9 protein-coding genes and 1 pseudogene are annotated in these 13,769 nt (G+C 68.2%); 6 read left to right on the top strand and 4 right to left on the bottom strand.

Annotated elements, in window-relative coordinates; all coding sequences use genetic code 11:
- Nucleotides 1-57 precede the first annotated feature (57 nt).
- The gene (locus BV908_RS06200; protein WP_103737548.1) at nt 58-3,777 is read right to left on the bottom strand and encodes a hydantoinase B/oxoprolinase family protein; all 3,720 of its coding nucleotides are present in this window, start codon (nt 3,775-3,777) and stop codon (nt 58-60) included.
- Nucleotides 3,778-3,896: 119 nt separating this feature from the next.
- On the opposite strand from BV908_RS06200, the gene BV908_RS06195 reads away from it, so the two are divergent.
- Entirely contained in the window at nt 3,897-5,720 is a 1,824-nt protein-coding gene (locus BV908_RS06195) for a peptidase M14 (RefSeq protein ID WP_103737547.1), read from the top strand.
- Between the two features lie 45 nt (nt 5,721-5,765).
- Here BV908_RS06195 and BV908_RS06190 read toward each other — a convergent pair whose 3' ends face one another.
- Nucleotides 5,766-6,338: a winged helix DNA-binding protein gene (locus BV908_RS06190; protein ID WP_246867457.1), complete on the bottom strand. Its 573-nt coding sequence runs from the start codon at nt 6,336-6,338 to the stop codon at nt 5,766-5,768.
- Nucleotides 6,339-6,541: 203 nt separating this feature from the next.
- Between BV908_RS06190 and BV908_RS06185 the strand changes: the two genes are divergently transcribed.
- The 5 genes from BV908_RS06185 (at nt 6,542) to BV908_RS06165 (ending at nt 10,819) form a co-directional block, all read left to right on the top strand.
- Nucleotides 6,542-7,519: a TRAP transporter substrate-binding protein gene (locus tag BV908_RS06185; RefSeq protein WP_103737546.1), complete on the top strand. Its 978-nt coding sequence runs from the start codon at nt 6,542-6,544 to the stop codon at nt 7,517-7,519.
- 37 nt (nt 7,520-7,556) lie between these two features.
- Nucleotides 7,557-8,066: a TRAP transporter small permease gene (locus tag BV908_RS06180; RefSeq protein ID WP_011805684.1), complete on the top strand. Its 510-nt coding sequence runs from the start codon at nt 7,557-7,559 to the stop codon at nt 8,064-8,066.
- A 15-nt stretch (nt 8,067-8,081) separates the two neighbouring features.
- Entirely contained in the window at nt 8,082-9,386 is a 1,305-nt protein-coding gene (locus BV908_RS06175) for a TRAP transporter large permease subunit (protein WP_103737545.1), read from the top strand.
- Between the two features lie 42 nt (nt 9,387-9,428).
- Complete coding sequence (crcB, locus tag BV908_RS06170; RefSeq protein WP_103737544.1) at nt 9,429-9,824, top strand: fluoride efflux transporter CrcB; 396 nt, start codon at nt 9,429-9,431, stop codon at nt 9,822-9,824.
- A 131-nt stretch (nt 9,825-9,955) separates the two neighbouring features.
- Nucleotides 9,956-10,819: a TIGR00730 family Rossman fold protein gene (locus tag BV908_RS06165; RefSeq protein ID WP_103737543.1), complete on the top strand. Its 864-nt coding sequence runs from the start codon at nt 9,956-9,958 to the stop codon at nt 10,817-10,819.
- A gap of 54 nt (nt 10,820-10,873) precedes the next feature.
- On the opposite strand, the pseudogene BV908_RS06160 reads toward BV908_RS06165, so the two are convergent.
- Together BV908_RS06160 and rmuC are read right to left on the bottom strand one after the other, a co-directional pair.
- Nucleotides 10,874-12,063, bottom strand: a pseudogene (locus tag BV908_RS06160) (MFS transporter).
- A gap of 1 nt (nt 12,064) precedes the next feature.
- Nucleotides 12,065-13,765 (bottom strand): DNA recombination protein RmuC, encoded by a 1,701-nt coding sequence (rmuC, locus tag BV908_RS06155; RefSeq protein ID WP_103737542.1) that lies wholly within the window; start codon nt 13,763-13,765, stop codon nt 12,065-12,067.
- Nucleotides 13,766-13,769 lie beyond the last annotated feature (4 nt).

The raw sequence follows: 13,769 nt of genomic DNA, 5'->3' as shown, positions 1-13,769 counted from the left end.
ATATAGCTACTAGCGCTTGACCAGCAAGCGCTAGAGCCTTATTTCACTCAAACCCACTCAGCGGCCACCAAAGCCACCACCGCCCGGCGTGTGGATCTCGAACACATCCCCCGCTTCCATTTGCGCCTGCCCGATGTGCTGCAGCGGCTCCGCCCGGCCGTCCGCACGCACGACGCGGTTGACGCCGGGCATGCCCGGCTGCCCACCCGCCATGCCGAAGGCGCCGTGCACCCGGCCGTTGGACAGAATGCTCGCGGTCATGGGCTCCAGGAAGCGGATGCGGCGCACGCCGCCGTCGCCGCCCTTCCAGCGGCCGCCGCCGCCCGAACCGGCGCGGATGGCGTAACTCTCCAGCCGCACGGGGAAGCGGAACTCCAGCACCTCCGGATCGGTCAGGCGTGAATTGGTCATGTGCGTCTGCACCACGCTCGTGCCATCAAAGCCCCCCACCAGCGCGCCCGCGTCGTCGAACTGGCCGCCCGCCCCGCTGCCGCCCGAGATGGTCTCGTAATACTGGTAGCGCGCGTTGCCGAAGGTGAAGTTGTTCATCGTGCATTGGCTGGCCGCCGACACGCCCAAGGCGCCCAGCAGCGCGTTGGTGATGCAGCTGGAGGTCTCCACGTTGCCCGCCACCACCGATGCCGGTGGGTTGGGATTGAGCATGGAGCCCGGCGGAATGATGACCTGCAGGGGCTTGAGGCACCCGGCGTTGAGCGGAATGTCGTCCTCCACCAGCGAGCGGAAGACGTAGAGCACCGCGGCCATGCACACCGCCGTGGGCGCATTGAAGTTGTTGGACTGCTGCGCGCTGGTGCCGGTGAAGTCGATCACCGCACTGCGCGTGGCAGCGTCAATGCGCACGGCCACGGTGATCTGCGCGCCGTTGTCCAGCGGCAGGGTGAAATGCCCGTCCTGCACGCGCGCGGCCAACCGCGTGATGGCGCGGCGCACGGACTCCTCGGCGTTGTCCTGCACATGCTGCATATAGGCCTGCACCACGCTCAGGCCGAAGTGCTCCACCATGCGGCGCAGCTCCTGCACGCCCTTCTCGTTGGCGGCGATCTGCGCCTTCAGGTCGGCCAGGTTCTGCTGCGGGTTGCGGCTGGGGTACTCGCCACTCTCCAGCAGCGCAATCATCTCGGCCTCGCGCAGCACGCCGGCATCCACCAGCTTCACGTTGTCGATCTGCACGCCCTCTTCCTCGATGCGCGTGGAAAACGGCGGCATCGATCCCGGCGTGGTGCCCCCCACGTCCGCATGGTGGCCGCGGCTGCCCACGTAGAAGGTGGGCTCGGCCGCTTCACCGTGGTCGTCGCCGATGTAGACCGGCGTGATCACGGTGATGTCCGGCAGGTGCGTGCCGCCGTGGTATGGGTCGTTCAGCACAAACACGTCGCCGCGCCGCATGCGGCCGCGGTTGCGTGCGATCACGGTGCGGATGCTCTCGCCCATGGACCCCAGGTGCACCGGCATGTGGGGCGCGTTGGCAATCAGCTGGCCCTCGGCGTCGAACAGCGCGCAGCTGAAGTCCAGCCGCTCCTTGATGTTCACCGAGTACGCGGTGTTCTGCAGTTGCAGCCCCATCTGCTCGGCAATGTTCATGAACAGGTTGTTGAACACCTCCAGCAGCACCGGGTCCACCTGCGTGCCCGCGGCATGGCGCTGGGCGCGCGGCAGGTGGCGGTGCAGCACCAGATGGTCCAGGGACGTGAGCCGTGCCTGCCAGCCCGGCTCTACCACCGTGGTAGCGTTCTTCTCGGCAATGATGGCCGGGCCCTGCAGCAGGTCGCCGGGGCGCATGTCTTCGCGCACCACCAGCGCGGCGTCGTGCCAGGCCGGCGTGCCGTCCGTGCCCACGGTGAACATGCGCACGGTGTCGCGCCGCGGCACTTCGCGCTCGGGCTGCAGATCCTGCGCATGCTCGACCGGCGCATCGCCCGCCACCACGGCTTCCACCGACACCGCCTCCACCATCAGTGCCTTGCCCTGCATGAGGAAGGCAAAACGCTGGCGGTACGCGGCCTCGAAGCCCCGCGTGATCGCCTGCAGGTCGCCAAAGGGCACGGCCAGCGCCGAATCGGTACCCTCGTAGCGCACATGCACGCGCCGTCGCACGACGATGTCGCCGCCCGAGAGGCGCTCTTGCGCCATCTCGGCCTCGGCGGCCTCGGCCAGTGCATCCAGCGTGGCGGTGATGCCGGGCAGCGCCTCGGGTGTGAGGCGTGCCTCCACCGCCTTCTCACGCATCACGTTCTGGTCGGCCAGCCCCATGCCGTAGGCCGACAGCACGCCCGCCAGCGGATGCACCAGCACCTGCTGCATGCCCAGCGCATCGGCCACCAGGCAGGCGTGCTGGCCGCCCGCGCCGCCAAAGCACTGCAGCGTGTAGCGCGTGACGTCGTAACCGCGCGCCACGGAGATCTTCTTGATGGCGTTGGCCATCTGCTGCACCGCGATCTGGATGAAGCCATGCGCGCAGGCCTCGGGCGTCAGCGCGGCTGCGCCATCCGCCGCGCCTGCGGTCTGGCCCGCCAGCGCCGCAAAACGCTCGCGCACCACGGCCGCGTCCAGCGGCTCGTCGGCACCATGGCCGAACACACGCGGGAAGTACGCGGGCTGGATCTTGCCCACCATCACGTTGGCATCGGTCACGGCCAGCGGGCCGCCGCGGCGGTAACTGGCGGGACCGGGGTTGGCGCCGGCGCTTTGGGGGCCTACGCGGAAACGGGCGCCGTCGAACTCCAGGATGGAACCGCCGCCCGCGGCCACCGTGTGAATGCTCATCATGGGCGCACGCATGCGCACGCCCGCCACCTGGGTCTCGAACTCGCGCTCGAACTCACCCGCAAAATGGCTCACGTCGGTGGACGTGCCGCCCATGTCGAAACCGATCACGCGCACCGGCGGCTGCGTTCCGGCCGCACCGGCCCCTGGCGCTGCCTCGGCCTGCGCCGCAATCTGCGCCGTGCGCGCCATGCCCACGATGCCGCCGGCCGGCCCGGAGAGGATGGCGTCCTTGCCCTGGAAGCGGTGCGCATCCGTGAGCCCCCCCGAGGACTGCATGAAATACAGCGGCACGCCCGGCATCTCGGCCTCCACCTGCTGCACGTAGCGCCGCAGGATGGGCGACAGATACGCGTCCACCACGGTGGTGTCGCCCCGGCTCACGAACTTCATCAGCGGGCTGGTGCCGTGCGAAGTGCTGACCTGCGTGAACCCGGCAGCCAGCGCCAGGCGGGCGGCTGCTTCCTCATGCGCGGGATAGCGGTAGCCGTGCATGAACACAATGGCCACGCTGCGCAGGCCCGCGTCATAAGCGGCCCACAAACGCTCCTTCAGGTGGTCTTCCTCCAGCGGCTGTACCACCTCGCCGTGCGCGCCCACGCGCTCCTGCGCCTCGATGACGCGGCTGTACAGCAGTTGCGGCAGCACGATGTGCCGATCGAAGATGCGCGGACGGTTCTGGTAGGCGATGCGCAGCGCGTCCTTGAAGCCACGCGTAGTAACCAGCAGCGTGGGCTCCCCCTTGCGCTCCAACAGCGCGTTGGTGGCCACGGTGGTGCCCATCTTCACGCACTCCACCAATTCAGGCGTCACGGCCTCGCCCGGCGCCAGCCCCAGCAGGTGGCGGATGCCCGCCACCGCCGCATCGCGGTACTGCTCGGGGTTCTCGGAGAGCAGCTTGTGCGTCACCAGGCTGCCGTCGGGGCGCCGGCCCACGATATCGGTGAACGTACCCCCCCGATCCACCCAGAACTGCCAGAGTTTCTTTGCCATACCCGTTTCCTTTGTGTGCCGCGTGTGAAACATTGCGGAGAAAGAACCCACAATTTACCGATAATTTATCTGCAAGCCTGCATGATCCATACCGGATATTCACCACCCCGCCCACGCATATGACCCAACCGCCCGCCGCCACAGGTTCCCGGCTGCTTGACCTGCCACTGGAGCGCACGCTGCACGCCTGGGTACAGCGCTTTGGCGAGCCGCGCTGGCGCGGCTGCCACGTGGAAGGCTGGGTGTTCGAAAGCCAGGCCGCGCGCCTTGCTGCGGCGCAGCAGCTGGCAGCCGCAGGCGTGCATGCCCGCTTTCACAGTGCCTACAAGCCGCTGGTACAGCATTTCATGGACCACGTGGATTGCACCCAGGTGGTGCAGGCCCGCGTGCGCTATCCGCTGGCGGCGCACGGGCCTGCACAGCGCTTTCGGTTGGAGGCCTATCCGCTCGCCGCCCTGCTGGGGGGCGGCATCTTGCACATGGAGCCCCACGACGACGCCGGTGGCGGCTACCACGTGGAACTGAAGCTGCGCGACGGCACCCGCACCGTGCAGCACGTGCACGCACCCAACCGCGTACACACCGACATGACGGGCGCCACGGTGCTCTCGCCCACCGGCTGGCTGCGCGTGGGCACACAGGAAGGCGCTGCCGACCTGATCGACACCGCCGTATGCACCGACTACGAGCAGGCCTTCGCCGCGGCGGTGCAGGCGGTGCGCAGTCACGCGTGGCCGGACCATGAGCCGTACTTCGACCGCCTGCTGCTGCGCGTGGACCTGCCGGGCTACGAGCAGCCCGTGGGCGCCGCCGGCGAGACCATAAGCACCCTGGAGGCGCTGCACGAGGACCTGTACTTCACGCTGCTGGAGTTCTTCCAACAGCACAGCGGCCGCCCCGTGGGCGACCGCCGGTTGCAGCCCGGGCAGATCGTGCCCGACGTGCGCGCGGGCGACGGCGCTCCGCACGTACAGGTGGACCTGCTGCCCTTCGCGGCGTGCGCCGACGACCTGCCAGCCCACCCAACGGCCCACGCCCCGGACAGTTTGGCGACGCTGGCCAAGTCCCCTGCCCCTGATCGCATCACCCAGACCCTGCACGCCTGGCCCGCGCAACGTTTCAGTGCCCGGTCACGCCAGGGACGCACCGTATGGGGGCAGTACCACGCGGGCACGCAGGCACCGGTGTTCATCAGTGCGGGCCAGCATGCCAACGAGACATCGGGCATCGTGGGCGCGCTGCGCGCCGCCGAAGTGCTGCAGGCGCAACCCGGCGCGCACTTCGCGCTGATCGCGCTGGAAAACCCCGACGGCTACGCTCTGCACCGCGCGCTGAGCGCCCGCCACCCGGGCCACATGCACCATGCCGCGCGCTACACCGCGCTGGGCGACGATGTGGAATACCGCGACCACGCGCCGCTCTACGAGCGCGAGGCCCGCCAGTCCGCGCTGGCGCTGTCGGGCGCGCAACTGCATGTGAACCTGCATGGCTACCCCGCGCATGAGTGGACGCGACCGCTGTCGGGCTATGTGCCGCGTGGATTCGAGCAGTGGATGCTGCCCAAGGGGTTCTTCCTCATCCTGCGCTACCACGCCGGCTGGCAGTTGCCCGCGCGTGCGCTGCTGGAGGCCGTGTGCGCGCGCCTGCGGCAGGTGCCGGGGCTGGCAGATTTCAACGCACGCCAGCGGGCCCTCTACGAGCACCACGCGGGCCCGCTGCCCTTCGAGGTGCTGGATGGCATCGCCTGCATGCAGTCGCAGACGTCGCACGATGCGCCGGTGACGCTGATCACCGAGTTCCCCGACGAGACGGTGCACGGCGACGCCTTCCGCTTTGCGCACACGGTGCAGATGCATACCGCCCTGGCCGCCGTGCAGGCCTGGCAAGACATTGCCACGCATCTGCCATCACCCGTCGGCACTTCAAGCCAAACAGGCCTCTAGCGCTTTACCGACAAGCGCCAACAGCTATCAAATAAATAGCATTTTTCACATGGACGCCGCGGCACGGGCCGCCTGGTCGTACATGCCGGACAGCACGCGCAGCAGGCGCGCCAGCTCGCCAATGTCGCGGTTCAGGCCGTCGTCGGCATTCAGCGCATCGATCAGGCAGCTCTCGCGGATCTCACGGTAGCGCTGCACATGGGCGCGGCCCGCCTCGGTGGCGGCGTAGGTCACTTCCTTGCCGTTCTTGCTGGAGGCCACCACGCCCAGCGCCAGCAGCTTCTTGAGCGAGTAGTTCACCACGTGCGTGTCTTCCACGTTCATGATGAAGCAGATGTCGGCCAGCCGCTTGTCGCGTGCGCGGTGCGTCACGTGGTGCAGCACCACCACGTCCAGCGGCGTGAGGTCGCGCAGACCGGCCGCGGCCATGCAGTGCACCACCCAGCGGTGGAACGCATTGCCCGCGACGATGAGGCCGAACTCGAACTCGCTCATCTCCGCACTGCGGTCCGACACCAGATGCGCGGACGACACGATGGGCCCGCGCGCCTTGGCGGCCTTGCCCACCTTGGCAGTGGCAGCGGGGGCCGGGGACTTGGGTCTGGCGGCTGCGGTCATGGTTTCACTCCGAGGACTGCGCAAAAAGCGACAGATGGCATTGGCATGGGATGTGCATGTCGATTGATTGTAGGGAGCAGCCCGATGATTTGCCGGCAATTTATCGACATTCAGGTGAATCACCTAGGCCGTTTCCCTGTGGCCCCCGCTACAGTGAACGCGCTGAGCCCCCTCTCTTCTCAACCCTTGCGGAGACCCCCGAGATGAAGCGTCGAAACCTTGTCGCCGTTGCACTGGCTGCCCTCACCGGCCTGTGCGCCCCCGCCCTGCATGCCCAGACCAAGTGGGACCTGGCCGCCGCCTACCCGGCCACCAATTTCCACACGGAGAACCTGGCGCAGTTCATCAGCGACGTGGACAAGGCGTCGGGAGGCAAGCTCAAGATCACGCTGCATGCCAACGCCGCACTGTTCAAGGCGCCCGAGATCAAGCGCGCCGTGCAGGGCGCGCAGGCGCAGCTCGGCGAGATCCTGCTCGCCAACTTCCAGAACGAATGGCAGATCTTCGGCGTGGACGGCCTGCCCTTCCTGGCCGACAGCTACGACGCGTCGATGAAGCTGTACAAGGCGCAAAAGCCGTTCCTGGAGAAGAAGCTGGCCGAGCAAGGCATGGTGCTGCTGTACGCCGTGGCCTGGCCGCCACAGGGCATCTACACCAAGAAGCCCGTGAACAACGCCGCCGATCTGAAGGGCATCAAGTGGCGCGCCTACAGCCCCGCCACCGCGCGCATCGCCGAGCTGGTGGGCGCGCAGCCGGTGACGGTGCAGGCCGCCGAGTTCTCGCAAGCGCTCGCCACCGGCGTGGTGGAGTCCACCATGACCTCGGGCGCGACGGGCGTGGACAGCAAGCTCTACGAGCACCTCAAGTATTACTACGACACCCAGGCCTGGCTGCCCAAGAACGCGCTCATCATGAACAAGAAGGCGTTCGATGCGCTGGACAAGCCCGTGCAGGAAGCCGTGCTCAAGGCCGCCGCCGACGCGGAGACCCGCGGCTGGGCCGCCAGCCGCCGCGTGAACGAGGACACGTTGGCCAAGCTCAAGGCCGAGGGCATGCAGGTAGTGCCGCCCAGCAGCCAGCTGAAGGCCGACATGGCCAAGGTGGGCGACACCATGCTCAAGGAATGGCTAGACAAGGCCGGGCCCGACGGCAAGGCGCTGATCGACGCCTACCGCAAGTAACACCTCCCCGCCCAGAGCCTCCACGCGCCAGACCACGATGCGACGCCTGTTGAACTTCCTCTATGACGGCGCCGCCGCGCTGGCGGCGCTGTGCATGGTGGCGCTTCTGTGCGCCGTGCTGCTGTCCATCGTGAGCCGGCAGCTCAGCTTCCATGTACCGGGCATCGACGCCTATGCGGGCTACCTCATGGCAGCTGCGGGCTTTCTGGCGCTGGCGCATACCCTCAAGCGCGGCGAGCACATCCGCGTGACGCTGGTGCTGAGCGCCCTCAAGGGGCGCGCGCACCAGGCGCTGGAGCTGTTCGCGCTGGCCCTGGGCACGCTGCTGGCCGTGCTGTTCGCGTACTACAGCGTGCGGCTGGCCTGGCAGTCGCATGCGTTCAACGACATCTCCACCAGCAGCGACGCCACGCCGCTGTGGCTACCGCAGCTGTCCATGGGCGTAGGCGCGATGGTGATGGCGATTGCCTTCGTGGACGAACTGGTGCTGCAGCTCCTGGGCCGGCGCGCGGGCGCCAGGCCGGGCGAAGCCCTGCGCAACGAATGACCGGAAGACGCCTTCATGAGTGACCTTGCCATCACCGGCCTGTTGATCCTGTCGCTGTTCCTGATCCTGGGCAGCGGCGTGTGGATCGGGCTCACGCTCTCGGGCGTGGCCTGGATCGGCATGCAATTGTTTTCCTCGCGCCCCGCGGGCGACGCCATGGCGGTGACCATCTGGGGCTCCTCGTCGAGCTGGACGCTCACCGCCCTGCCCCTCTTCATCTGGATGGGCGAGATCCTGTTTCGCACGCGGCTGTCGCAAGACATGTTCAAGGGCCTGGCCCCGTGGGTGCAGGGCCTGCCCGGGCGGCTGCTGCACACCAACGTGGTGGGCTGCACCATCTTTGCCGCCGTGTCGGGGTCCAGCGCCGCCACCTGCGCCACCATCGGCAAGATGACGCTGCCCGAGCTCACGCGCCGCGGCTACCCCGAGAAGATGGTCATCGGCACGCTGGCCGGCGCCAGCACGCTGGGCCTGCTGATCCCGCCCTCGATCATCATGATCGTCTACGGCGTGACGGCCGAGGTATCGATCTCCAAGCTGTTCATTGCCGGCGTGCTGCCCGGGGTGCTGCTGGCCGCGCTGTTCTCTGGCTACATCATGTTCTGGGCATTGCGCCACCCCGACCAGGTCCCAGCGGCAGACCGGCAGATGGGCCTGCTGGACAAGCTGCGCGAATCGCGCGCGCTGATTCCCGTGGTGCTGCTCATCGCCGCGGTGCTGGGCTCCATCTACACGGGCATCGCCACCGCCACCGAAGCCGCGGCCGTGGGCGTGGTGGGCTCGCTGGTGCTGTCCTCGGCGCAGGGGTCGCTGAACTGGGCGAGCTTTCGCGACGCGCTCATGGGCGCCACGCGGCTGTACTGCATGATCGCGCTGATCCTCGCGGGCGCGGCCTTCCTCACGCTGGCCATGGGCTACATCGGCCTGCCACGGCACCTGGCGGAATGGATCTCTTCGCTGGGGCTGAGCCAGGCGCAACTGGTGGTGGCGCTGGCCGTGTTCTACATCGTGCTGGGCTGCTTCCTGGACGGCATCTCCATGGTGGTGCTGACCATGGGCGTGCTGATGCCCACGGTGAGCGCAGCGGGCATCGACCCGATCTGGTTCGGCGTCTTCGTCGTGCTGGTGGTGGAGATGGCGCAGATCACCCCGCCCGTGGGCTTCAACCTGTTCGTGCTGCAGGGCATGACGGGCAAGCAGCTGCCGTGGATCGCCCGCGTGGCCGCTCCCATGTTCCTGCTGATGTGCGCGGCCGTCACGCTGATCTATGTGTTTCCGGGCATCGTGACCTGGCTCCCGCAGCAAATGACGGCGCGTTGACGAGGCCGCCGCCGCTCGGCAGCGCCTCCCTACAATGCGCCGATGTTCCACGTTCTTGCCATCTGCGCCGGTGCCTGCGCCGGCGCGCTCGCGCGCTGGCGGCTGGGCCTGTGGCTCAACACGCAGGGCGCGCTACTGCCCTGGGGCACGCTCGCGGCCAACCTCATCGGCGGCTACCTCATCGGCCTGTGCCTGGCGCTGTTCCAGGCGCTGCCGCAGTTGGACCCGGTATGGCGCGCGCTGCTCATCACGGGCTTTTTGGGGGCGCTGACCACCTTCTCCACCTTCTCGGCCGAAGTGGTCGGGCTGCTGCAGCAGCAGCGCCTGTCCCAGGCCCTGGGCCTGTGTGCACTGCATGTGGCCGGCTCGCTGTGCATGACCTGGGCCGGGCTGCACAGCCTGCCCTGGCTATGGGCGGGCGCGCGGCAAGACGTTTGATCACTATTAATTTAATAGCTGCTAGCGCTTGATACATAAGCGCTACAGGCCATTTTCATTAAAATCCCCTCGCTACACTGCGCACCCCGGCGACTGCCCCACAGACGGCCGCCTCCACTGAAAAATCATCCATGCAAGCCAATACCGACCTTCAAGACAGCCGCCTGGCCCATGCCTGGGCCGAGCTGCACAACTACGCCGTTGCCGGCAATCCGCTGCACGCCGATGCCTACCGCCTCGCCTTCGCCGACCCCGAGTTCATGCTGCGCCGCGAGACGCGCGGCATCCGCTTCCAACTGGAGCTGCTGAAGCCCGACCTGGGCCTGACGGCGCAGGGCATCGAGCACACCGTCGTGGTGTACGGCAGCGCACGCTTCATCTCGCCCGAAGCGGCCGAGCAGCAACTGGCCGATGCACGCGCCAGCGGCGATACCGAGCGCATTGCGCGCGCCGAGCGTGCGGTGAAGAACGCCTATTACTACGACCAGGCCCGCCAGTTCGCGCGCCTGGTGGCCGAGTACAGCGAGAGCCGCCCGCCCGCCGAGCGCCTGTACATCTGCACCGGCGGCGGCCCGGGCATCATGGAGGCGGCCAACCGCGGCGCACACGACGCAGGGGCGCTCAACGTGGGCCTCAACATCTCGTTGCCGCACGAGCAAAGCGGCAACCGTTTCATCTCGCCCTCGCTGTCGTTCAAGTTCCACTATTTCGCGCTGCGCAAAATGCACTTCATGATGCGCGCCAAGGCCCTGGTGCTGTTCCCTGGCGGCTTCGGCACGCTGGACGAGCTGTTCGAAGTGCTCACGCTGGTGCAGACGGGCAAGGCCAAGCCCGTGCCCATCGTGCTGTTCGGCGTGGCCTTCTGGAAGAAGCTGATCAACTTCGAGGCGCTCGTGGAGCAAGGCACGATCTCGCCCGAGGACCTCCAGCTGTTCCACTACACCGACGACCCAGCCGAGGCCTGGAGCATCATCCGCACGTTCTACGAACTCTGACCGCGCACCAGCGGCGCGGCACACCCTGCGGACCGCCTTGCCAATCCAGGCCTGTCAGGGATGCGGCGGAGGGGCCGGCGCCTCGCCGCGCAACCGCCAGGCCACGCGCGCACCCAGCCCCACGGTGGCGCCCACGGCCCAGAACAGGCCACTCAGCCCCACCAGCGCGCTCGCGGTGCCAAACAGCAGCGGCATCACCACGCTGGAGCCGTTGATCGCCATCAGCCGCAGACCCAGTGCCTCGCCATGGCGGTGCGCGGGCGTGAGTTGGGAAGCAGCATGCTCATGATCATGGGCTGCACCGAGCCCAGCGCGAACCCCAGCAGCACCGAGCACGCTCCCAGCGTCACGGCCGTCGGCAGCAGCGGATAGACCGCGAACAGCAGTGCCGTCGCCACCATGGCGCCGGTGACCACGGTGGATTCGCGCAGCCGGTCGGCCACCAGCGGCATGAGCACGCGGATCACCGCGGCGGCCATCGCGAACGCGCCGAGGATGGAGCCGATCACCGAGGCCGACAGCCCCCGCTCATGCCCCAGCAGCGGCACCACGAAGGTGTGCACGTCCCAGCACGACGACAGCAGCCAGTTCACGATGAGCAGCCGCCGAAAGCCGGGCTCGGCCAGCAGGTCCCAGGCCCGCGCGCGCGTGCCGTCCTCCGCGGCCACCACTGGCGGCATCTCCTGCGTGCCGCGCACCCAGAACCAGGTGGCCAACGGCAATACCGCCATGAGCGCGAAGGCCGCGCGAAAGCCCATGGTCGCGCCCGCCTGCGCACCCGCGTGATCGATCAGCAGCCCCGCGCAGAACGGGCCCAGGAAGTTGGACACCGCCGGCCCGATGGCCAGCCAGCTGAAGACCTGGCGCAGCTGCGTGCCGCCGTGCGCGGCGCGGCCCACGTGGCGTTGCAAGGCAATCGTGGCAGCCCCCGTGGCGCCACCGGTGAGCAGTGCCGCAACGCACAGCACCGCAAACGTCGGCCACACCAGCGCCGCGCCGGCACCCAGGACGGCCGCGACGACCGCGTGGCGCACCGGGCGCTTGAGCCCATGGCGGTCGGCATAGCGCCCCGCGGGCAGCGCCAGGAACACCTGCGTGAGCGCGAACAGCGCCAGCAACACGCCCACGGCCGCCGCGCTGTAGCCCTCGCGCAGCGCCAGCAGCGGCGCGGCCATGCGCATGCCCGCCATGCTGGCGTGGATGCAGATCTGGCCGGCGATCAGCCGCGCGAGCGCCAGGTTCAAGTCACTCGCCTTCGTCTTCGATCAGCAGGTCCGGCAAGGGTGCACCCTCTGCATCGCCCTGCCCCGCCGCCGGCTCCGGCGCGGGCAGCTCCTGCACGCCGCGCAGCTTGCGCTGGATGGCACGTGTGCGCACATCCACCTGCTCGAATTTCTTGGCCGCCGCGTCGATGGACTTGCGCGTGGCCTCCACCACGTCGCCGAACTTGGCGAACTCGGTCTTCACCTGGCCCAGCACGCTCCACACCTCGGACGAGCGCTTCTCGATGGCCAGCGTCTTGAAGCCCATCTGCAAGCTGCTGAGCATGGCCGCCAGATTGGCAGGCCCGGTGATCATCACGCGGCAGTCGTTCTGCACCGCCTCGACCAGCCCGGGGCGGCGCATGACTTCGGCAAACAGCCCTTCGGTGGGCAGGTAGAGCACCGCGAAGTCGGTGGTGTACGGAGGCGCCACGTATTTGCTGAAGATCTTCTTGGCTTCCAGGCGGATGGAGGATTCGAAGGCGTTGCCCGCCGCCGTGATCGCGAGCTTGTCCGCCGTGTCCTGCGCGTCCAGCAGGCGCTGGTAGTGCTCCACGGGGTACTTGGAGTCGATGGGCAGCCACACGGGCTGCTCGTCGCTCTTGCCCGGCAGGCGGATGGCAAACTCCACCAGATCGTCGCTGCCCGGCATGGTCTTGACGTTGCGGGCGAACTGCTCGGGCGTGAGCACGTTGTCGATGATCGCGCCCAGCTGCATTTCGCCCCAGGTGCCGCGCGTCTTCACGTTGGTCATCACGCGCTTCAGGTCTCCCACGCTGCCGGCCAGCGTCTGCATCTCGCCCAGGCCCTTGTGCACCTGCTCCAGCCGGTCGCTCACCAGCTTGAAGGACTCGCCCAGGCGCTGCTCCAGCGTGGCGTGCAGCTTTTCGTCCACGGTGCGGCGCATCTCCTCCAGCTTGGCGGCGTTATCGCCCTGGATGGCGGCCAGGCGCTCGTTGAGCGCGCCGCGCAGCGCCTCGGCATTGTTCTGGCTGCTGGCGACCAGGCCGGACAGCTGCTGCCCCATGGACTCCTGCAGGGCGGAGAACTGGCTGCGCAACTGGTGTGTGGTGCCTTCCAGCTGGTCGCGCAGCGCGCCCGACATGGTGCCCAGCTGGCCCTGGATGTCGCCCTTGAGCGAGTCCAGCGTGCCGCGCGTGGTGCCGCTCAGCGCCTCGAAGCGCTCCTGGATGCGCTGGCCGAAGAGCTGCGTGCTCTCGGCCATGGCGTCGCGCGACTTCAGGCTGTCGGCCGCCAGCGCCTGCGCCGTCTGGCTCAGCTCGGCACGAAAGGCGGCCAGCGCATCCGCCTGCTCCTTGCGGGCCACGGCGGCATCGGCGCGCGCCTGCGCCAGGTGCTGCTCCAGACGCGACTGCAGCGCGGCAAAGGACGCCTGCAGCTCGCCGCGGCTGGTGCGCGACTCCTGCGCCGCCAGCGCCAGTCGCTCGTCCAGCAGGGCCTGCGTGGTCTGGGTGAACCCGCGCAGTTGCTGGGCCATGGCATCCAGCGCTCCGTCATTCTTGGCCACGGCCAGCTGCGTGGCCTGCACCGCAGATTCCAGCGACTGCAGGCGCGCCAGCCATTCGGGCGGCAGGTCCACGCGCGGGCGGCGCAGTAGCAGCACCGCCAGCAACGCCACGGTGAGCACCAGCAACGCCAGTGCGGCGGTCATTTCGAATGTCATTTTT

Origin of the sequence: Diaphorobacter sp. LR2014-1 (genome assembly GCF_002916785.1) — a bacterium.
GTDB classification, from domain to species: Bacteria; Pseudomonadota; Gammaproteobacteria; order Burkholderiales; family Burkholderiaceae_C; genus Diaphorobacter; species Diaphorobacter nitroreducens.
Note: the sequence above shows the minus strand (reverse complement) of the source record. Positions and strands in the feature narration are given on the sequence as shown.

Excerpts from the sequence above, each read along its gene's own strand:
- BV908_RS06190 (WP_246867457.1), bottom strand. The coding sequence starts at position 6,338 with ATGACCGCAGCCGCCAGACCCAAGTCCCCGGCCCCCGCTGCCACTGCC.
- BV908_RS06185 (WP_103737546.1), top strand. The coding sequence starts at position 6,542 with ATGAAGCGTCGAAACCTTGTCGCCGTTGCACTGGCTGCCCTCACCGGC.
- BV908_RS06180 (WP_011805684.1), top strand. The coding sequence starts at position 7,557 with ATGCGACGCCTGTTGAACTTCCTCTATGACGGCGCCGCCGCGCTGGCG.
- rmuC (WP_103737542.1), bottom strand. The coding sequence starts at position 13,765 with ATGACATTCGAAATGACCGCCGCACTGGCGTTGCTGGTGCTCACCGTG.
- crcB (WP_103737544.1), top strand. The coding sequence starts at position 9,429 with ATGTTCCACGTTCTTGCCATCTGCGCCGGTGCCTGCGCCGGCGCGCTC.
- BV908_RS06175 (WP_103737545.1), top strand. The coding sequence starts at position 8,082 with ATGAGTGACCTTGCCATCACCGGCCTGTTGATCCTGTCGCTGTTCCTG.
- BV908_RS06200 (WP_103737548.1), bottom strand. The coding sequence starts at position 3,777 with ATGGCAAAGAAACTCTGGCAGTTCTGGGTGGATCGGGGGGGTACGTTC.
- BV908_RS06165 (WP_103737543.1), top strand. The coding sequence starts at position 9,956 with ATGCAAGCCAATACCGACCTTCAAGACAGCCGCCTGGCCCATGCCTGG.
- BV908_RS06195 (WP_103737547.1), top strand. The coding sequence starts at position 3,897 with ATGACCCAACCGCCCGCCGCCACAGGTTCCCGGCTGCTTGACCTGCCA.